The sequence below is a fragment of the Streptomyces sp. NBC_00425 genome (assembly GCF_036030735.1).
GTDB lineage: Bacteria > Actinomycetota > Actinomycetes > Streptomycetales > Streptomycetaceae > Streptomyces.
Window position 1 is genome coordinate 935,081 of the sequence record NZ_CP107928.1, and the last position, 19,770, is coordinate 954,850.

Sequence of the window (19,770 nt, forward strand, 5' to 3'; positions counted from 1 at the left end):
GCCGGTGATCACGGCGTGCCGGGCAGCGGCCGGACGGTTCGCCAGCGTGGGGCCTCGTCGTCGGGGACGTCCGGGGAGGGGAAGTGGAACGGCACGCCGAGGAAGCCGGCCAGGGCCCGGCCCGCGGCGGCGGCCGCCACGCCAGGGGCGGGCCCACCACGGCGTTCGTGGACGATGGCCAGGTCTGCTTCCCCGCCCGGATCGTCCAGGACCGCGACCAGCACCACGAACCAGTCGTGGACGGTGTCGCCGTCCCACAGGGCCTCGACCGCCACCACGCGGCCCGGCAGCGCTGCTGCGCGGGCCGCGAGCGAGGGCGTGTCGAGCGGATCGGGTGGCCGGCGCCGCACACGGTCGCCGAGGGCGGCGTAGCGCGCCTGAACGACCTGCTCCGCCTCCCGCAGACCCAGCTCCAGCGGTCGCAGGGCCTCCCACACGACCTTGAGCGCCGTCAACCGGCGGTCGCACAGCACCTCGGCGTCGACCTCTTGACGGGTCCGTTCCTCCAGATAGACCCACCAACCGCTCATCGGGCCACCGGACCGGATCCCCTGACATACGTCATGGGTCGACGATACGACAGCGCACCGCTGCCGAGCCGTCCCGCTGCGAGGTCCCGGTCCGTCAGGCGGTGCTGAGCATGCCCTCACGCAGACGGGTCAGGAGACGGGAGATCAGCCGGGAGACGTGCATCTGCGAGACGCCGAGGCGTTCGCCGATCTGGGCCTGGGTGAGCTCCTCGACGAAGCGCCAGTGGATGATCTTGCGGTCGCGTTCGTCGAGTTCGGCGATCATCGGAGCGAGCGCGTGGAAGTCCTCGATCAGGCCCAGGGCGGCGTCCTCGTCACCGATGAAGTCCGCCAGCGCCGCCTCGCCGTCCTCGCTGCCGCTGATCGCCGCGTCCAGGGAGGCCGACGTGTAGCCGTTGGAGGCCAGCTGGGCCTCGACGACCTCGTCCTCCGGCAGGCTCATCAGCTCGGCGAGCTCCTTGGTGGTGGGCGTACGGCCGAGGCGGCTGCGCAGCTCCTCCTTCGCGCGGGCGAGCTGCACGCGGGCCTCCTGCAGCCGCCGGGGCACGTGGACCGCCCAGGTGGTGTCCCGGAAGAACCGCTTGATCTCACCCACGATGTACGGCACCGCGAACGAGGTGAACTCCACCTCACGCGTCAGCTCGAACCGGTCGATCGCCTTGATCAGACCGATCATGCCGACCTGGACGATGTCCTCCATCTCCTCCGGCCCACGACTGCGGAACCGGCCGGCCGCGAACCGCACCAGCGACATGTTCATCTCGATCAGCGTGTTCCGCGCGTACTGGTACTGCGCCGTCCCCTCCTCCAGCACCGCGAGCTGGTCGAAGAACAGCTTCGACAACTTCCGCGCGTCCCTCGGCGCGACCTTGGAGGGGTCTGCGATCTCCGGTACGTCCACCGTCTGTCCAGCGGTCTGCACGGTCGTCGTCGCCGGCATGTGCCCTCCCCATCGATCGGTTTCCTGTCGCCGGTCCGTCGTCCGGCAATCACGCGTGTACCCCGGTCGTCGACAGGCATTCCTGGAACTTCCGTCAGTTGCCGTCCGGCTCCCCGTGACTTCGTACGACTTCCTTCACCTTGGCGACCGCGAATCCCCAGCCCTGTTCGACCGTCGGCTTGGCCGGGACGGCGATCTCGTCCGGGTTCGTGAGGACGTCCAGCAGGACCGGTCCCGGACTGCGGAAGGCACGCCGCACGGCGTCCTCCACGTCGGCCGGGTCGGTCACCCGGATACCGGTGATGCCCATGGCCTGCGCCACGGCGGCGAAGTCGGGGTTGTCGAGCACGGTGCCGAACTCGGGCAGACCGGCCTGCTCCTGTTCGAGTTTCACCATGCCGAGCCGACGGTTGTCGAACACGACGAGTTTGACGGGGAGGCGATACGTCTTCAGGGTCATCAGATCGCCGAGCAACATGCTGAGTCCGCCGTCGCCGCAGAACGCCACGACCTGGCGCTCGCGGTCCAGGCACTGGGCGCCGAGCGCCTGGGGCATGGCGTTGGCCATCGAGCCGAGGTTGTACGAGCCGATGAGGCGTCGCCCGCCGCGCATCTCGACGAAGCGCGAAAGCCACACCGTGGCCATGCCGGTGTCGGAGGTGAAGACGGCGTCGTCGGCCGCGATCCGGTCGACGGCGGCGGCCAGCGCCTCTGGGCGGATGTCGTGGGAACGGTTGTCCAGCGCGGACCGGATGCGGCCCACGACACCCTTGTCGTGGGACGGGTCGGCGAGCCGGGCCTGCCCTGTGCGCCACTGGTCGAAGCGCTCACGCGCCTTTTCCAGATGGGAACGCCCACGTGCTCCCCGGGACCCGGCGGGCGCCGCGGTGAGCTCGTCCAGGAGGTCGCGCACGGCGGCTCCGGTGTCCCCCACGAGTCCGACGTCGACCGGTACCCGGCGTCCGATGTGCGCGGGCTCGGTGTCGATCTGGATGACGGTCCGGTCCTCGGGATACCAGTCCCGGTAGGGGAAGTCCGTGCCGAGCAGCAGGAGGGTGTCCGCGTCCTGAAGGGCCGCCGCGGCGGCAGGGTTGCCGATGAGTCCGGTCTGGCCGACCTGGAAGGGGTTGTCGTCGCCCTCGAAGCCGGCCTTGGCCTTCAGGGTGAGCACCATCGGCGCGGCCAGCCGGTCGGCGAGGGTCAGGACGTCCGCGCGGGCGGCCCGGGCGCCCTCACCGACGAGGAGGGTGACCCGTTCGGAGCGGTCGAGGAGTTCGGCGGCGCGGTGCACGCCCGCCGCGTCGGGCCGGCTCAGCGGGGCGTTCAGGGAGAAGCGGGCCGGCCGGTCGGAGGGCAGCTGCTGCTCGCCCAGGTCGCCCGGCACGGTGAGGACGGCGACGCCCTTGCGGCCGAGGGCGTGGCGCACCGCCGTCTCCAGCATCCGGGGAAGCTGGTCCGGGGAGGTGATGGTCGCGCGGAAGACGGCCACGTCACTGAAGAGGGCGTCGTTGTCGACTTCCTGGAAGTAGTCGCTGCCGAGTTCGGCGAGCGGTACCTGACCGGCGATCGCCAGGACCGGCGCGTGGCTCTTCGCCGCGTCGTACAGCCCGTTGAGGAGGTGGACGGAGCCGGGTCCGACCGTGCCCATGCACACGCCGAGCGTGCCGGTGAGCTGCGACTGGGCGCTCGCGGCGAAGGCCGCCGCCTCCTCGTGGCGGCAACCCACCCACTCGAGTCCCTCAGTGGTGCGGATGGCGTCGGTGACGGGGTTGAGGGCGTCTCCCACGACGCCGAACACCTGGCGCACGCCGAGTTCGCTCAACGCGTCGACGATGACGCGGGCAACGGTGCGGGTCATGCGGGTCCTCCGGTTCAGACGGTGAAGCGGTCGGGGTCGGCGGCCTGCCAGTCGGCCGCCCAGGAGGCGGGCGGTTCGGCGAGCAGCTGCCCGGGCGCAAGCCACTCGTACAGCTCCTCGAAGGAGCGCTCGGTGCAGGGGTCGACGCGCCGTCGGAGCATGTGGGGGCGAAGGTGCGCGGGGTCGGTGACTCCCATGGACGCCATGATCTGCAGGGCGCTCGCGACGGTCGCCTCCTGGAATCGCCGGACGCGCTCCGTCTTGTCGGGGACGTCGAGGGCCCGGGCACGGCGGGGGTCCTGGGTGGTGACGCCGGTGGGGCAGGTGTTGGTGTGGCAGCGCTGCGCCTGGATGCAGCCGACGGCGAACATCATCGCCCGGGCGGCGTTGCCGTAGTCGGCGCCCTGCACCAGGCGTTTGACCAGGTCGGCGCCGGTGGCGATCTTGCCGCTCGCCCCGATCCGCACCTGATCGCGCAGGCCCGCGCCGACGAGGGCGTTGTGCACGGTGAGCAGGCCTTCGGTGAGCGGTGTGCCCACGTGGTCGGCGAACTCCAGCGGCGCCGCGCCGGTGCCGCCCTCGGCGCCGTCCACCACGATGAAGTCGGGTGCCGTGCCCTCCTCCAGCATGGCCTTGCACACGGCCAGGAACTGCCGGCGCGAGCCCACGCACAGCTTGAAGCCGGCCGGCTTGCCGCCGGACAACTCACGCATACGGGCGACGAAGCGGACGAGCTCGCGTGGAGTGGAGAACACCTTGTGGTACGGCGGTGAGATGACCGTCCGCCCCTCGGGCACGTCCCGGACCCGGGCGATCTCGGCGTTCACCTTGGCTCCCGGCAGGACTCCGCCGATGCCGGGCTTGGCGCCCTGCGACAGTTTGAGGGACACGCACCTGACGTGGTCGTGCGCGGCCTTGTCGGCGAACTCGGCGGCGTCGAAGTCGCCCTTGTCGGTGCGGCAGCCGAAGTAGCCGGTGCCGATCTCCCAGACGAGGTCGCCTCCCGGACGGAGGTGGTGTTCGGAGAGGCCCCCTTCCCCGGTGTCGTGGGCGAAGCCCCCGGCCGCGGCGCCCCCGTTGAGTGCGAGGACCGCGCCTGCGGACAGTGAGCCGAAGCTCATCGCCGAGACGTTCAGCAGGGCCATGTCGTAGGGCAGGCCGCAGTGCGGACCGCCGATCCGCACGCGCGGCGGGGTTTCCGGCACCGGGCACGGGGCCATCGACGGGACCAGGAACTCGTGACCGGGCCGGTACACGTCCCGTTCGGTGCCGAACGGCTCCTCCGCGTCGGTGCCCTTGGCGCGCTCGTAGACGATGCTGCGCACGTCCCGGTCGAAGGGGCGTCCGTCGTAGTTGCGCTCGATGAAGTACTGCTGCAACTCCGGGCGTATGCGCTCCAGGAGGAAGCGGGCATGACCGAGGACGGGGTAGTTGCGCAGCACCGAGTGCCGGCGCTGCAGCAGGTCCCAGGCTCCCAGCGCACCCACGAGGGTGAGCGGAAGGGCCGCGAACCACCAGGCGGGCGTGACCCCGAACGCCGCGGTCACGGCCCCGAGGGCGGTCAACAGGATCAGAACGACGATTCCCACGCGAGTCACACCAGGCGCATTGCCCGGATGTCGCCCGTCATGCGCGACAGCCGCGCACGGGACGGTCTCCGCCGCGGGCGAAAGGGCGGGCGCAAAGGGCGGGGCGATGCACGGGGGCCGGACATGCGATCAGGTCCCGGAGCAGGAAGCGCTCCGGGACCTGACGGCCGTGCGAGGGTCAGGCGGGGGTGATGTTCTCCGCCTGCGGGCCCTTCTGGCCCTGGGTGATGTCGAAGGTGACCGCCTGGCCTTCCTGGAGCTCACGGAAGCCGGAGGCGTTGATGTTGGAGTAGTGGGCGAAGACGTCCGGTCCGCCGCCGTCCTGGGCGATGAAGCCGAAGCCCTTTTCGGCGTTGAACCACTTCACAGTTCCGCTGGCCATGCTGGTGCCTCCCAGTCAATGTCGGGCACCGCACCGCGCGGCCCCGGAGGTGATCGCCTTGGTCCGGCACTGCACAGCAAAACGCCCGCGCGCAGCGCGGGCAGGTACTGCCAACCACGACATCTGAGAGCGACGCTACACGGTGAGAGCGGCCGCCACCAGAGAGCAACGGCCATGATCCGTCCTCAAGTTCCACGATTCTGCGGGCGCCGGGCTCCCGGCCGGCCCGACACACGCGCCGTGGCCCCCGGCGGTACAGTGCGGACCGACGATCAAGGGTCGCGCGCCGCGCGGGCGCACGTCGGCAGGGCGGAGGAGCACGTGGACTCGAGCGTGACGAAGGGGCTCGACGCCCTGTCCGCGCTGGCCCGCGCCACGGCCGACGGCCGACGGCACGGCACCGCCGTGACCGTCTCGGAGCTGGCCCGTCGGATGGACCGCGACCGCAGCCAGTTGTCGCGGATGCTCACCGCCATGACCGCGGAGGAGTTCACCGTCCGCGACGACGCCTCGGGCGGCGTGACACCGCACTGGCGGCTCTACGCGACGGCGCGCGACCTCACGGCCCACCGTCTGCGCACGGACGGGCTCACCGCCCTGGAGGGCATGGCCGCCGAGACGGGCGAGAGCTGCTACCTCGGCCTCCTGGTCGGCGACACCACCGTCACCATCGCCGAGCGGGTGCCGCCCGGCAGCCGACAGCTCGGCTCGTGGATCGGCCGCCCCTTCCCCGCCTACTGCAGCGACTGCGGCCAGGCCCTGCTGAGCGACGCCGACGACGAGGAGGTGGCCGCGGTCTTCGCCCGCACCGAGTTCGTCCGCCACGGCCCCCACACGCCCACCGGCCTGGACGACTTCCTCAGCCGGCTGGCGCAGACGCGCCGACGCGGTTACTCGATCGTCGACGAGGAGGCCGAGCCCGGCCTGTACTCCGTCGCCGCGCCGGTCCGCGACTTCAGCGACGAGGTCGTCGCCGCCGTCCAGGTCGTCGGACCGCGACGACGCCTCCAGCCGAGGACCCAGGAGTGCGTGACTGCGGCCCTGCGCTGGGCGCGCCACCTGGAGACGGCCCTGCGCGGGGCCTGATCGCCCACCCGCTCACGCCGCACGAACCGCATCTGCGCTGCCACCCGACCGGGGAGCGCACGCCTTCTCGGGAGCGCGTGACCTCTGGGGAGCGCACGCCGTCTCGGGAGCGCGTGACCTCTGGGGAGCGCACGCCGTCTCGTGCCCTGCCTACTGCGCTCGCAGCAGACGCAAGTGTCTACGAACGCCCAACGACGCGAGGACGCGGGACTGCGAGCGTGAGGGCAGGCCGAAATCGCCGGCCCGATCGTGTGACGCACCCCTCGAAAGGCTCGTCGATGTCCTCTCTTGCCCGCTGGTGCCATCGGCACCGACTCGCCGTCGTCCTGGTCTGGGCGGGCCTGCTGCTCGCCCTGGGAGCGGGGGTCGGTGCGGCCGGCAGCGCGTTCGGCAACAGCCCGACCTCGCAGGACACCGACTCGGCCAAGGCGACGGCCCTGCTGCAGCGGGCCGCCGACAGCGCGGCGGGCAAGAACGGACGGGTCGTCTGGCAGCTGAGCGGCGGCGGCCGGGTCACCGAGCCCGCCACCGAGCAGGCCATGACCGACACACTGAAGGAGATCGCCGACGCGCCGGGCGTCGCCTCCGTGAGCAGCCCTTACACGCCGGTCGGCGAGGGACAGATCAGCGAGGACGGCAGGACCGCCTACGCCACGGTCGCCTTCGACCAGGACGTGCAGGACGCCCAGGTCGACCACGTGAAGGACCTCGCCACCGGGCCGGACTCGGGGAGTCTGCACATCGCGCTCAACGGGCAGGCGTTCACCGTCAACCCGGAACCGAACCCGATCGCCGACGTCATGGGCATCGCGCTCGCCTTCGTCGTGCTGCTGTTCGCCTTCAGGGCGGTCTGGGTGGCGGCGCTGCCCGTCATCACGGCCGTCGTCGGCGTCGGCACCTCCGCCGTGGCGGTGATCCTGCTCAGCCACGTCATCACCCTCTCCGACACCACACTGACCCTCGGCTCGCTGATCGGCCTCGGCGTGGGCATCGACTACGCCCTGTTCATCGTCAACCGGCATCGCACCAACCTGACGGCGGGCATGACCGTCCCCGAGTCGATCGCCAGGTCGCTCGACACGTCCGGCCGCGCCGTGCTGTTCGCCGGACTCACCGTCGTCGTCGCGCTGCTCGGCATGCTCACTTTGAACGTCGGCATCATCAACGGCATGGCCGTCGGCGCCGCCGTCACCGTCGTGCTGACCGTGCTGGCCGCCGTCACCCTGCTGCCCGCGCTGCTCGGCATGATCGGGCCGCGGGTCCTCGGTCGCAGGGAGCGCCGGGAACCCACCGGAGAGGCGCGGCGGCGGACTTCCCGGCGGCCGGGTCCGTGGACCCGGTGGGCCGAGCGGGTCCAGGCCCGGCCCAGGGCACTGGCGCTCGTCGCCCTCACCGTGCTGGTCGCGCTCGCCCTCCCCACTCTCTCGCTGCGCCTCGGAGCGTCCGACGACGGCAACCTCCCGACCGCCTCGACGAACCGTCAGGCCTACGACATGATCGCGGAAGGGTTCGGACCCGGCTTCAACGGGCCGCTGGTCCTCGCCGTTCAGGCCCCCACCGCCGCCGACAGGGCGGCCGAGGCGAATCTGGTCACCACGCTCGAGAAGGCCGACGGCGTCGCCAGTGCCGCCGCCGCCCCGATGAAGGAGGGACAGACGGTCGGGGTGATCTCTGTCGTCCCGACGACCTCGCCCCAGTCCGCCGCCACCTCCGACCTGATCCACCACCTGCGCGACAAGGTGATCCCGCCGGCCGAGCAGGGCACCTCCATGAAGGTCTACGTGGGCGGTGTGACCGCGAGCAACGACGACTTCGCGTCGGTGCTGATGTCGAAACTCCCCCTGTTCGTGCTGGTGATCGCCGCACTCGGCTTCCTGCTGCTGACGATCGCCTTCCGCAGCCTGCTCATCCCGGCCCTGGGCGCGGTGCTCAACGTCCTCAGCATCGGCGTGGCCTTCGGCGCCGTCGTCGTGGTCTTCCAGTACGGCTTCGGCGCGGGGGCCCTCGGCCTCGGTGCGGGCGGACCGATCGAGTCGTTCGTGCCGATCCTGGTCGTCGGCATCATGTTCGGCCTGTCCATGGACTACCAGGTGTTCCTGGTCAGCCGGATGCGCGAGGAGTGGGCCCACACCGGTGACAACGGCAGGGCAATCCGGGTGGGCCAGGCCGAGACCGGCAAGGTGATCGCCGTCGCCGCCGCCATCATGGTCTGCGTCTTCGGCTCCTTCGTCTTCGGCGGCATGCGGGTCATCGCCGAGTTCGGAGTCAGCCTCGCGGTCGCGGTCGCCGTCGACGCCCTGCTGATCCGCATGGTCCTCGTGCCCGCGCTCATGCACCTGTGCGGAAAGGCCAACTGGTGGCTGCCCCGCCGCCTGGACCAGGCCCTGCCCCGCGTGTCCGTCGAAGGCCCCGCGGACGAGCCCGCGCGCTCACCGCTCCCGGTACGCGAGCCGCAGACCGCGGGCGTGGCCGACTAGGACCGTCCGGCACTGCGGACCGACGGCAGTACGGACCGGCTACCGCGCGGGCGGGCCGGCCGGGCGGGGCGACCTGTCCGTCGGCCGGCCCGCGCTGCTTAGAGTGAGGGAATGGACGTGAGTATGGTGTGGCGCCGGTGGATCGCCCGTCATGACCGTGTGCGCGACGCGCTCCCGGCGGTGCCGCTGATCGTGGTGGCCGTGTCGGCGACCGCCGTCGGCGAGTCCTCCTGGCACGAGCCGCGCTGGCAGGAGGCGGTGTGGTCCGGGCTGTCCTGTCTGCCCCTGGTCGTCCGCAGCCGGTGGCCGCTGCCCGTCGCCCTCGTCACACTGGCGACCGGGCTCACCTTGATGGCCCTTGTTCCCAGCGCCGACATGGCCCCTGCGGCCGGGCTCGTGGCCCTGTACACGCTCGCAGCCCTCGGCAGCCGGCGCACCGCGTGGACCGTCGGCCTGGCCGCCGCCTTGGCGATCGCGGGTGTCCACGCCGCCACCCACGCGGAGTCAGTCGTGGGCGCTGCCGGCCTGTTGCGGCTCGACTTCGCGATCGCCGCGACCGCGCTGGGCCGCGCCGTCCGCAACCGTCGCGACCATCTCGCCGAGGCCAGGGCCCGCGTGGTCCGTGCCGAGAACGCGCAGGAGGCGGAAGCCCGGCGCCGCGTCTCCGAGGAGCGGGTGCGTATCGCGCGCGATCTGCACGACGTCGTGGCCCACCACATCACCCTGGTCAACGCCCAGGCGGGAGTGGCCCACCACCTCATGCGCGCCAACCCCGACCAGGCGTTCGAGGCGTTGGCCCACATCAAGGACAACAGCCGCGCCGCACTGGACGAACTGCGCGCCACGGTAGGTCTGTTGCGCCAGCCCGACGACGCGCCCGGCGCCCGGGCCCCCATCCCCCGGCTCGCCGATCTCGACGCCCTCGCCGGAGGACTGCGGGCCGGCGGACTGTCCGTGCACGTGTCCCGCGCCGGCGACCCCGCGCCGCAGGCCCCCGCCACCGAGCTGACCGCCTATCGCATCGTCCAGGAAGCCCTCACCAACACGCACAAGCACGCGTCCGCCACCCGGGCCACCGTGACCCTGGAGTACGGCCCGCACACGCTCCGGGTCACCGTGACCGACGACGGACGCCCCGGCGCTCCCCAGGGCCCCGGCGCCGGTCACGGCCTGATCGGCATGCGGGAGCGCGCCACCGCCATCGGCGGGACCGTCACCGCCGGCCCGCGGCCCGAAGGCGGCTTCCAGGTCGTCGCGGACCTGCCGCTCTCCCTCGCCCCCGCAACCGTCTGACCGACCCGTGAGGACAACCCCGCCCGTGACGATCCGCGTTCTGCTCGCCGACGACCAGGCCCTCCTGCGGGGCACCTTCCGGCTGCTCCTCGACGCACAGCCGGACATGGAGGTCGTCGCCGAGGCGTCCGACGGCCGCGAGGCGGCACGGCTGGCCCGTGCCGAACGCGCCGACGTCGTGGTGATGGACATCCGGATGCCCGAGGTCGACGGCATCGAGGCCACCCGGCTGATCGGCCAGGACGAGGACCTCGCCGGCGTCAAGGTCCTCGTGCTGACCACGTTCGAGGAGGACGAACTCGTCGTGGAGGCGCTGCGGGCCGGCGCCAGCGGCTTCCTCGGCAAGGGCATCGAGCCGGTTCAGCTGCTCGACGCCGTCCGCCTCGTCGCCGCCGGCGAGGCGTTGCTCTCTCCCACGGCCACCAAGGGCCTCATCGCGCGGGTCCTCGCCCACCCCTCCCCCGGCGACCTCGTGGACCCCGCGCGGCTGGCCGCGCTGACTCCCCGCGAACGCGAGGTGATGACCCTGGTGGCCGCCGGCCTGTCCAACGACGAGATCGCCGAACGCCTCTTCGTCACCCCGGTCACCGCCAAGACGCACGCCAACCGCGCGATGACCAAACTGGGTGCCCGTGACCGTGCCCAGCTGGTCGTCATCGCCTACGAGACCGGTCTGGTCCAGGCCGGCGAAGCGCAGCGCTGACGCGGGCCCGGCCGACCCGGACGGACCCCTGCGGGGAGGGTCCCTGAGCCGGCGGCGCGGTGGGTCAGGCGTCCGTGCGGGCGGGCAGCCGCCAGCCCGGGCGCGGGAAGTGGCAGGTGTAGCCGTCGGGGTAGCGCTCCAGGTAGTCCTGGTGCTCGGGCTCGGCCTCCCAGAAGGGCCCGACCGGCTCCACTTCGGTGACGACCTTGCCCGGCCACAGTCCGCAGGCGTCGACGTCGGCGATGGTGTCCTCGGCGATCCGCTTCTGCTCGTCGTCCACGTAGTAGATCGCCGAGCGGTAGCTGAGCCCGATGTCGTTGCCCTGGCGGTTCTTGGTGCTCGGGTCGTGAATCTGGAAGAACAGCTCGAGAACGGTCCGGAAGTCGGTCTTCTCCGGGTCGAAGAGGATCTCGATGGCCTCCGCGTGGGTCCCGTGGTTGCGGTAGGTCGCGTTCGGCACGTCACCCCCGGTGTAGCCGACCCGGGTCGCGGTCACGCCCGGGAGCCGACGGATCAAGTCCTGCATTCCCCAGAAGCATCCGCCCGCTAGCACGGCCCTCTGCGTCTGCGCTGCCATGTCGGTTCCTTCCCATCGCCCGCCTCGGCCGCTCACGCTGCTCGCTCGCACACCGTCGGCGTCCCACCTTGGTGGATACGACAGCACGGGCGGAGCCCGGATAATTCCACGCCCCCGCGGCCCGCACCGTCGCGCGGCCCCACTGCTCGACCGCCTCGCGGGTTCCCCAAGACACGGCAAAACCTTCATCGGGGTCGATGCTTTGACCTGGCCTTGAGTATCCGGTGATCATTCTGTGGCCGGCCTCCGCCTAAGGTCGCTCCGGGCCCGGCAACCTTGCGGCCCCGCCGGCCAGGCCGAAGGCACCTCCGCGCTCACGGCGCACCCGTTCCCGGTCCCCACCCAGGCCTGGCGCACCATGCACGTCACTTTGAGGACCTCGATGCGTCTCCCGTCCCATGCCGCCAAGATGCTCGCCGTCGCGGCACTCCCGCTGGCCCTGGCCGCCTGTTCCTCCTCCGGCTCCGCGGACTCCGCCGACAGCCCGGCCGTATCCACCACGCCGTCGAAGGCCGCCGACCCCGACGCCGGTCTGCTGACGGGGACGCAACTGAAGAAGGCGCTGGCGCCCGCCTCGTACTTCCCCTCCGGTTTCGCCGCCGACGCGAGTCTCGCCCGCGACACCGGCGACACCTACCAGGCGCCGGCCACGAAGAACGCCGCCAAGCCGCACTGCGCCGATCTCGCGGCCACCAGCTGGATCAGCCTCACCGGCGTCGAGGGCGTCTCGTTCGCGCAGAACTCCTACATCAACCGGAACACGTCCGCCGAACTCGACCAGGAGATCGACGTCTACCGCGGCACCACGGGCGCGGACGTGCTCAGGGACCTGGCGGACGTCGTCGCCGCCTGCCCGGGCTACACGGACTCCGACACCCACAGCAAGGTGAAGGTCACCGGCGCCGCCACGGCCGGACTCGGGGACGAGGCGTACACCATCACGCTGACCAGCAGCGCCTGGGAGACCGGCACCACGTTGATCGCCTCCCGCTCCGGCACGGCCGTCGTCAGCGTGCTGTCCACGGACGGCGCCGACAACGGGGCCGCGAGCGCGAAGAAGCTCGCGGAACACGTGCTGGCCTCGCTGAAGGCCTAGGACGGCGAGGGCGTGTGCCAGGCGTCGCCCGGCAGACCGGACTTTCGAAACACGCCCTGGCGACGCGCTGCCAGGTCCCGTCGGCAGGCCGCCGCCGCGCTACGACGGACGACGGGCGGGGGTGCCGTCGCCGGGCGGATCGGCCAGGGCGATACGCGCCGTGATGCGCTTGCCGACCGGTTCCTGCTCCACGAAGAGGTGCGCGGTGACGGCCTTGACGATCTCCAGACCGTGCTGGCCGATCCTGTCCGGGTCGGCGGGCCGGGCCGTGGGAACGGTGGGGTCGTTGTCCCACACGGCGACGTCCACGCTGTCGGCGGTGAGACGCAGCTCCATCAGAACGGGGCCGGGAGCGTACTTGCGGGCGTTGGTGACCAGTTCGCTGACCACGAGCTGGATGATGTCCCGCACCCGGTCGGGCACGCGCAGACGATGGTCGGCGCGGGCCCGGTCGAGGAACGCCAGGGCGTGGTGGCGGGCGTCGGCGATGCAGCCGTCGGCGCCGCCCATCGCGTAGGCGGTGCGCATGAGGTGCTGTCCCGGCCCGGTACAGCCGTCTCCGTCGGCATGCGATTCCACTCGTGTCGCCCTCACTCCCCCGTTCACGTGCGCCGGTACCCGCGATGCGGCTCGACATGCCTGTCACAGGAGTGGCGTCCGACACAGCGGCCCGAAGGGACCCCGGCGGACCCGGGCGCCGCAAAGGGGTTCCCCAGACAGGCGGATGGACGGACGGGCCGCCCGGACCGTGCTGAACCGGGTCCGGCCGAGGGGTCAGCGGGGCGGGGGGACGAGCCCCGCCTCGTAGGCGGTGATGACCAGCTGCACCCGGTCCCGGGCGCCCAGTTTCGTGAGCAGCCGTGACACGTGGGACTTGGCGGTGGCCGTCGTGATGAAGAGGTCCTCGGCTATCTCGGTGTTCGACCGGCCGCGTCCGACCAGGGTCAGCACTTCCCGTTCGCGCTCGGTGATGCCCCCGACCGGGCGCGGGGGTCGCTCCGGGGCAGGCGCGGGGCGACTGACGAACTCCGCTATCAGACGGCGCGTCACACCCGGTGCGATCAGGGCGTCCCCGGCCGCGACCACACGGATCGCCGCGAGGATGTCGTCCAACCCCATGTCCTTGACCAGGAAGCCGCTCGCGCCGGCCCGGAGTGCACCGTACACGTGGTCGTCCTCGTCGAAGGTGGTGAGGACGACGACGCGGGTGGTCGCCGGACCGGCGGTGATCAGGCGAGTGGCCTCGATGCCGTCCATGCCGGGCATCCGGATGTCCATGACGACGATGTCGGGGTCGGTGTCCTCGACCAGTCGGACGGCCTCGGCGCCGGTGGCGGCCTCACCCACGACCTCGAGGTCGGGGTGGTCGGCCATGAGCACCCGCAGGCCGGACCGGACCAGCGGCTGGTCGTCGGCGAGCACCACCCGGACGGTCATCGGGTCGCCGCCGGAGCTCCGGCGGGCGCGGGCAGGGGCAGTCGGGCGGCGACCCGGAAGCCGCCCTCGGGGCGCGGCCCGACGCTGAGACGGCCGTGCAGCAGGCCGACGCGTTCCCGCATCCCGACGATCCCGAAGCCGAGGACCGGACCGTCGCCGGTGGCGCCGCGTCCGTCGTCGACGATCTCCACGAGCAGTTCCTCGTCCCCGTAGTCGATGGACACCTGACAGCGCCGGGTGCCCGCGTGGCGGACCACGTTGGTCAGCGCCTCCTGCACGATGCGGTAGGCGGACAGGTCGACGTCGGGCGGCAGGTGACGCTCCCGCCCGACGCGGCGCACGTCGACGCTCACCCCCGCGTCCGCGGTCGCGGCCGCCAGGCGTTCGACGTCCGCGAGGCCCGCCGGGGGCGAGAGCGGCGACCGCTGCGGGGCGGGTCCGCTCCGGTCCGCCTGACGCAGCGACACCAGGGTGCGCCGAAGGCCCGACAGCGTCTCCCTGCTGGTGGCCTCGATCACGCTCAGGGCCTCGCGCGCCTGTGCCGGCTGGGTCTCGATGACCCTGCTGCCGACGCCCGCCTGAATGGCGATGATGCCGATGCTGTGCGCCACCATGTCGTGCAACTCCCGTGCGATCCGCAGACGTTCGGTGGTCACCGCCTCGGCCACCTCCTGTGAGCGCAACGCTGCCGCGTGCTCGCGGCGCTCGCGGCCGAGCAGGCCGACCGTGCAGCACGCGACCGTCGACAGGAGCGCGATCACCAGGTTGCCGACCAGTCCGTCCCCGTGCGTGAAGCCGCCGATCACCAGGAGCTGCACGGTGAGGGACGCGATCACGGCGACCGTCGCGCGGCGCCGTGATCGGGTGGCGACGATGAAGCCCAGCACGAGGTCGACCGCCACGAACGCGAGGAACTGCCCCTGGTACGCCGCCGACAGGTCGTCGTCGACGGGGCTCGGAGGACCCACCACCACCGCGGTGGATCCGATGAGCGCCATGGTCAGAGCCGACAGCGGCACACGGCGGACCGTGCCGACGAGCAGGCTCGCGGCCAGCAGAGCCCCCACGCCGTGGACCGTGCCCGACGCCTGCGGCGCGGCCCCCACCAGCAGAGCCACCGTGAGGAGGTACAGGGCGCCGCCCGCCCAGGCGGCCGCGCCCGTCGTTCTCGTCATCGGCGGCCCTCCCTCCCGGGGACGGCACCGCGGGGTGCGGCGCGCACGGGCAGCGAAGTGATCGTCTCGGGTTTCACGCCGCGAGACTAACCGGCCGCCGTCCGCCGGGCATCGGCCCGTGGGCGTACGCCCAGGGGCGGACCCCGACCTCGTGATTGCCGACCAAGGCCCCATGCCCGGAGGGGAGTCGGCCCGGCAGTGTGGCCGTCGTGATCGAAGTCAGTGAACTCACCAAGCGCTACGGCGACAGGACCGCTGTCGACCGGCTCTCCTTCACCGTGCGTCCGGGCCGGGTCACCGGATTCCTCGGCCCCAACGGAGCCGGCAAGTCCACGACCCTGCGGATGATCCTGGGTCTGGACGCACCCACCGCCGGGGCCACCACGGTCGACGGCGTCCCGTTCCACCGTCACCCGCGCGGACTGCGGCACGTCGGGGCCCTACTCGACGCCGGGCAGGTCCACGGCGGACGCAGCGCGGCCGCCCATCTGTCCGCTCTGGCCCGCAGCAACGGCATCCCGCGCCGTCGGGTCGAGGAGGTGCTGCGGGAGGCGGGGCTGGCCGAGGCGGCGCACCGCCGCATCGGCGGGTTCTCCCTCGGCATGAAGCAGCGGCTGGGCATCGCGACCGCCCTGCTCGGCGACCCGCCCGTACTCATGTTCGACGAGCCGATCAACGGCATGGATCCGGAAGGTGTGCTCTGGGTGCGCCGGCTCTTCCGTCGCCTGGCCGCCGAGGGCCGCACGGTCTTCCTGTCCAGCCATCTGATGTCCGAGATGGAGAACACCGCCGACCACCTGGTCGTCATCGGCCGGGGGCGCCTCCTCGCGGCCGAGCCGCTACGGGACTTCGCGGCTCGCGGCGCCCGTCGCGGCGTCGTGGTCGTCACCCCGCAGGCGGTCGAGCTCACGGCCGTGCTCATCGCGGCGGGCGCTTCGGTCGAGCCGGAAGGCCCGGCGGACGCCGGGAGGCTCTCCGTGCGGGGGCTCGCCGCCGACCGCGTCGGAGCGCTCGCCTTCGAGAACCGGGTCCGCGTCGACGAACTGACCACCCGCACCGCCTCACTCGAGGCGGCTTTCATGGAACTGACCGCCGACAGCGTCGAATACCCGGCAGGACAACCCCGATGACGACAACCCCCATGACCACACCCGCCTCCGAGCCGCCGACGGCCTCGGCCACGCGGCCCTACGTGCCGCCCGCCCGCTTCCACGACCTCGTCGCCGCCGAGTGGATCAAGACGCGGTCCCTGCGCTCCACCCCGTGGACGCTCGTCCTCACCGTCGTGTTCGTCCTCGGGTCCGCCGCCGTGGCGACCTGGTCGGACTCGGCCGCGCTCTTTGGACCCGCCGCCTTCCGACCCTTCGACGCCTACCCACCGGCCGGTTACTGGACGCTGATCCTGGTCGCCGGCAGCATGGGGGCCCTCACCGTCGTGAGCGAGTACAGCAGCGGGCTGATCCGCACCACCACCGTGGCCGTCCCGGCCCGCGGCTCGGTCGTGCTGGCGAAGGCGGCCGTCACCGCCGCGCTGTGGACGGCGGTCGGCACGGCCGCCTCCACCGGTTCCTTCCTGGTCTCACAGGCCATTCTGGACGGGCACCACGCCGGCGTTCCGATCACCCACCCCGGGGTGTTCCGGGCGCTGGCGGCGTCCGCGCTGCTGGCTCCGGTCAGCGCCCTGGTCGGTCTGGGCCTCGGCGTCCTGCTCCGCCACGCCGCGGGGACCATGGTCACCTGTGTCTTCGTGCTGCTGATGCTGCCCATCATGTTCTCGGAGAGCAGTCGTTGGTCGGCGGACGTCAAACACGCGCTCGTGGCGTCCGCCTGGAAACGCCTGGTCCAGAACTGGGGGCCGGGTCCCGGTTCGCTGGACTACACCGCCACGGTCACCGGCTCCTGGATCGTCTACATGCTCTGGCCGCTGGTCACCGTCGCGCTCGCGGTGCTCGTCGTCAGGCGTCGTGACGTGTGAACGCGGCCGCCAGTCGCACACCGCGCCCGCGGAGCCTCCTGCGCAGGGCCTGACTATCCGCCCACGACTCGTGCCATCAGCGCGACCCCCTCCTCGGTGAGCTTGAGGTACTCACTCGCTCCGTCCGCCGTGGCGACCTGGGCGAAGTCACCGTCGTGCCACCAGAACACCGCGGGGCTCAGCGCGCCCGGCGACTCCTCGTGACCCGCGGCGGCGAACCGGGCCATGAGGTTGAGTGAAGGGACCAGGTCGCTGTCGCGGATGACGTGGAAAGCGAGTTGGTGGCGGTGCGGCAACGCGACGAGGATCCCGTCCGGCGTCGGTGCGTCCTTGCCGTACCGGCGTACGACCTCGTCCAGGACCAGGGCGAGGCTCGCGACGAAGTACGAGTCGCCCATCAGCACGTCGAAACGGGCGCCGCTCCTGTCCTTGACCCTCTCGTGCCTGTCGACGCGGACGGCCCGCAGGTTCTGCAACGCCCGCTCGCGCAGGGCCGTGAGGTCACCCAGGTCGGCGAGGTGGTCCGCGGTCAGCATGTCGACGGTCTCGGGGAGGTCGAGCGCGAGCACCTCCAGCAGGCCCGGAACGGACACAGGGCCGTATCCGAACGCCTTGAGGAGCCGGGGTTCGCCGGGAATGAACCGGGGGTGCAGCCGGGTCAGCACCTGTTCGTGCGGCAGCGCCTTGAGGGCCTGCGGTCCGTCCATCGAACGCACGGCGCGGTCGACGTGCTGGTCCACGAGCGCGGGCCAGCCTCGAGGTCCCCGTCTGTCGTTGTGGCAGACGGCCGCGAGGTTCGTGAGTCCGAACCGCCAGCCCGAGCCCGTGGTCACGCGCCCCGACTCGACGGTCACCTCGATGCCGCGCCCCGCGAAGGCGTCACGGACCAGGACCCGCAACCGCGCGGCCTCCGCCTCCGACAGATACGTGAACTCCCGGTCGCGCGGCTGCTCCACGCCGTCACGACGCTGTCCGCGCCGCCCGAACATGCCCACAAGGCCCCCTCCGTATCGAGGACGCGGATCATAATCGCGGCTGGTAAGAGCTCCTTCTCACCCGGCGAGGAGGCATGTGTCACGGCGGCACGACGCCCCGGTGAGCGGATGCCGGCGGGCAGGCCCGTGCCCTCGGCGGCCGACCTCTACCCCTCGCTCAGGGTCTCCTGGCCGGCCGGGAACTCGTGCTCCCACGGTCGGGGTCCCCCGCCCTCCTGCCAGCGCAGGAGGTCTCGCCCGTCGATGCAGACGATGCCGCACTGCCCGGCGTACTCGAGCGCGGGACCGGTGAAGTCGCTGGTGGTGACGACGACGGCGACATCGGCGCCGTGAACGGTGTAACACGTGCCGCCGAACCGCTGCATGTCCTGGGAACCGACTCGGTTGGCGTCGCAGTAGCGCTTGCACTGGATGACGACCAGGCGTCCGTCCGGCGTCCGCGCCACGACGTCCGCGCCCAGGTCACCGGCCCCGCCCACGACGTCGACGTCCCGGCAGCCGTCGCGTCGGCACAGGTCCGCTATCGCCTGCTCGAACTCGTCGGGGTCCAGGGCCTCGTAGGCGATCTCCTCGGTGTCGACGACGGCCTGCTCCACGGGGGCCACGGAGTCGAATGGGTCGCGGGGGTCGACGAGGAGAAGTGTCCGTTCCGTGCCGTCGCGCCCGGCGGGGGGTTCGGCCGCAGGGTCGGGCGCGGGTGCGGAGGCGGGGGACGGGGCGGGTGACGGGGCGTCGAGGACTTCGACCGCGGTCATCGTGGCCTCGTCCAGGGCCGCCGCGGCGCGGCGCGCGAGCCTCGCCGCCGATATCCTGCGCCCGCCGCGGCGACCCGCCACGACGGCGCCCGCTGCCACGAGGGCGAGCGCGACGGCCCAGGCGGGACGGCGTTCGGCGGCGGCCGCAGCCGTTCGGGCGACCGTTCCCACCAGGGTCAGCAGCACGGCCAGCAGGACGAAGTACACGGCCGTCGCCCGGAGTTCGAACCGGCGGGGTCGGCGCACGGGACGCGGAGCACGTACGGGTACGGCCATGGTGATGCTTCCTCCCCGAGGACGTCAATGAAGATCAAAAGCCGTCTTCCCAGGTACGGATGGTTTACGGATGCTTCTGACGGGCGTCCGCGATCACGCCTGCCCGCAGTGCCGCGGTGGCGTGACGTGCGGTGCTGTGCGGAGCGGTGAATCCGATGCCGTGCACACGCCGTCGCGGCGGCCGGGCGCCAATCCGCCTCGCCGAACCGCGCCCGCTCGTAGGCTGCGACCATGCAGCAATCCGAGATCATGCAGCGAGTCGTCGGCATCCTCACCGAGGCGATCGAGATGCGGCGACAGGTCCGCGAGAACCCGGACGCCAAGGCGGCGCTGACGGGCTCCGTCTCCGCGCTCCTCGCGGAGACGCTGCCCGAGATCAAGCTGCCCGCCGACGCCACCGCCCAGGAGACCACGGCCATCATCACGGAGGCGCTGGGACCGGCCATCCTCACTCTCTCCACCTGCTTCTCCTACGCCTTCGTGCACCTGGCCGAGGTCCACGACGAGGGGAACACCGACACCTCGACCGCCGACGTCCTGCGGTCCCTGTCCCTCCAGTTCGCGCGGCGGGACGACGCCTGAACCCGACGCCGTGCCGGCCGTACCCGGGGCCCATGTCCGGCGCC

General features: G+C 72.0%; 19 protein-coding genes. 8 read left to right on the plus strand and 11 right to left on the minus strand.

The features are described 5' to 3' along the window. Nucleotides 1-8: 8 nt before the first annotated feature. The 5 genes from OHS82_RS04065 to OHS82_RS04085 form a co-directional block, all read right to left on the minus strand. Entirely contained in the window at nucleotides 9-530 is a 522-nt protein-coding gene (locus OHS82_RS04065) for a hypothetical protein (protein WP_057582013.1), read from the minus strand. 94 nt (nucleotides 531-624) lie between these two features. Beyond that, a complete protein-coding gene (locus tag OHS82_RS04070; protein ID WP_328433291.1) occupies nucleotides 625-1,470 on the minus strand; it encodes an RNA polymerase sigma factor SigF in 846 nt (281 codons plus the stop codon). A 94-nt stretch (nucleotides 1,471-1,564) separates the two neighbouring features. After that, entirely contained in the window at nucleotides 1,565-3,328 is a 1,764-nt protein-coding gene (locus OHS82_RS04075) for a thiamine pyrophosphate-dependent enzyme (RefSeq protein WP_057582014.1), read from the minus strand. A gap of 14 nt (nucleotides 3,329-3,342) precedes the next feature. Further along, nucleotides 3,343-4,926: an FMN-binding glutamate synthase family protein gene (locus OHS82_RS04080; protein ID WP_057582015.1), complete on the minus strand. Its 1,584-nt coding sequence runs from the start codon at nucleotides 4,924-4,926 to the stop codon at nucleotides 3,343-3,345. Between the two features lie 169 nt (nucleotides 4,927-5,095). Beyond that, nucleotides 5,096-5,299, minus strand: coding sequence for a cold-shock protein (locus tag OHS82_RS04085; RefSeq protein WP_037751662.1), 204 nt, complete (start codon nucleotides 5,297-5,299; stop codon nucleotides 5,096-5,098). 321 nt (nucleotides 5,300-5,620) lie between these two features. On the opposite strand from OHS82_RS04085, the gene OHS82_RS04090 reads away from it, so the two are divergent. The 4 genes from OHS82_RS04090 to OHS82_RS04105 all read left to right on the plus strand — a co-directional run bounded on the left by OHS82_RS04090 (nucleotide 5,621) and on the right by OHS82_RS04105 (nucleotide 10,858). Continuing rightward, nucleotides 5,621-6,385, plus strand: coding sequence for an IclR family transcriptional regulator (locus tag OHS82_RS04090; RefSeq protein ID WP_328433292.1), 765 nt, complete (start codon nucleotides 5,621-5,623; stop codon nucleotides 6,383-6,385). Between the two features lie 278 nt (nucleotides 6,386-6,663). Continuing rightward, entirely contained in the window at nucleotides 6,664-8,862 is a 2,199-nt protein-coding gene (locus tag OHS82_RS04095; protein WP_328433293.1) for an MMPL family transporter, read from the plus strand. Between the two features lie 111 nt (nucleotides 8,863-8,973). Then, a complete protein-coding gene (locus tag OHS82_RS04100) occupies nucleotides 8,974-10,155 on the plus strand; it encodes a sensor histidine kinase (protein WP_057582018.1) in 1,182 nt (393 codons plus the stop codon). 25 nt (nucleotides 10,156-10,180) lie between these two features. Beyond that, nucleotides 10,181-10,858, plus strand: a complete 678-nt coding sequence (locus OHS82_RS04105) for a response regulator (RefSeq protein ID WP_057582019.1) — start codon at nucleotides 10,181-10,183, stop codon at nucleotides 10,856-10,858. A gap of 64 nt (nucleotides 10,859-10,922) precedes the next feature. On the opposite strand, the gene msrA is transcribed toward OHS82_RS04105, so the two are convergent. Next, on the minus strand, nucleotides 10,923-11,435 hold the full coding sequence (gene msrA, locus OHS82_RS04110) for a peptide-methionine (S)-S-oxide reductase MsrA (RefSeq protein ID WP_057582020.1): 513 nt from the start codon (nucleotides 11,433-11,435) through the stop codon (nucleotides 10,923-10,925). Nucleotides 11,436-11,817: 382 nt separating this feature from the next. Here msrA and OHS82_RS04115 point away from each other — a divergent pair, with 382 nt between their 5' ends. Continuing rightward, nucleotides 11,818-12,531 (plus strand): hypothetical protein, encoded by a 714-nt coding sequence (locus tag OHS82_RS04115; protein ID WP_057582021.1) that lies wholly within the window; start codon nucleotides 11,818-11,820, stop codon nucleotides 12,529-12,531. Between the two features lie 99 nt (nucleotides 12,532-12,630). On the opposite strand, the gene OHS82_RS04120 is transcribed toward OHS82_RS04115, so the two are convergent. The 3 genes from OHS82_RS04120 to OHS82_RS04130 form a co-directional block, all read right to left on the minus strand. Further along, a complete protein-coding gene (locus OHS82_RS04120) occupies nucleotides 12,631-13,110 on the minus strand; it encodes an ATP-binding protein (protein WP_057582022.1) in 480 nt (159 codons plus the stop codon). 195 nt (nucleotides 13,111-13,305) lie between these two features. Further along, nucleotides 13,306-13,968, minus strand: a complete 663-nt coding sequence (locus OHS82_RS04125) for a response regulator transcription factor (protein WP_328433294.1) — start codon at nucleotides 13,966-13,968, stop codon at nucleotides 13,306-13,308. Continuing rightward, nucleotides 13,965-15,143 carry a sensor histidine kinase gene (locus OHS82_RS04130; protein WP_328433295.1) on the minus strand — a complete coding sequence of 393 codons (1,179 nt, stop codon included), beginning with the start codon at nucleotides 15,141-15,143 and terminating at the stop codon, nucleotides 13,965-13,967. The genes OHS82_RS04125 and OHS82_RS04130 overlap by 4 nt, the downstream gene beginning before the upstream one ends. Before the next feature lie 209 nt (nucleotides 15,144-15,352). Here OHS82_RS04130 and OHS82_RS04135 point away from each other — a divergent pair, with 209 nt between their 5' ends. Both OHS82_RS04135 and OHS82_RS04140 read left to right on the plus strand, forming a co-directional pair. Next, nucleotides 15,353-16,273 carry an ATP-binding cassette domain-containing protein gene (locus tag OHS82_RS04135; protein WP_328433296.1) on the plus strand — a complete coding sequence of 307 codons (921 nt, stop codon included), beginning with the start codon at nucleotides 15,353-15,355 and terminating at the stop codon, nucleotides 16,271-16,273. Then, nucleotides 16,270-17,118, plus strand: a complete 849-nt coding sequence (locus OHS82_RS04140) for an ABC transporter permease (protein ID WP_328433297.1) — start codon at nucleotides 16,270-16,272, stop codon at nucleotides 17,116-17,118. Before OHS82_RS04135 ends, OHS82_RS04140 begins: the two co-directional genes overlap by 4 nt. Before the next feature lie 53 nt (nucleotides 17,119-17,171). Here the strand turns inward: OHS82_RS04140 and OHS82_RS04145 are convergent, their stop codons facing one another. Further along, the gene (locus OHS82_RS04145) at nucleotides 17,172-18,107 is read right to left on the minus strand and encodes a hypothetical protein (RefSeq protein WP_079041483.1); all 936 of its coding nucleotides are present in this window, start codon (nucleotides 18,105-18,107) and stop codon (nucleotides 17,172-17,174) included. A 152-nt stretch (nucleotides 18,108-18,259) separates the two neighbouring features. Continuing rightward, entirely contained in the window at nucleotides 18,260-19,144 is an 885-nt protein-coding gene (locus OHS82_RS04150; protein WP_328433298.1) for a restriction endonuclease, read from the minus strand. 231 nt (nucleotides 19,145-19,375) lie between these two features. Here OHS82_RS04150 and OHS82_RS04155 point away from each other — a divergent pair, with 231 nt between their 5' ends. Further along, nucleotides 19,376-19,726 carry a hypothetical protein gene (locus OHS82_RS04155; RefSeq protein ID WP_057582028.1) on the plus strand — a complete coding sequence of 117 codons (351 nt, stop codon included), beginning with the start codon at nucleotides 19,376-19,378 and terminating at the stop codon, nucleotides 19,724-19,726. Nucleotides 19,727-19,770: the final 44 nt, after the last annotated feature.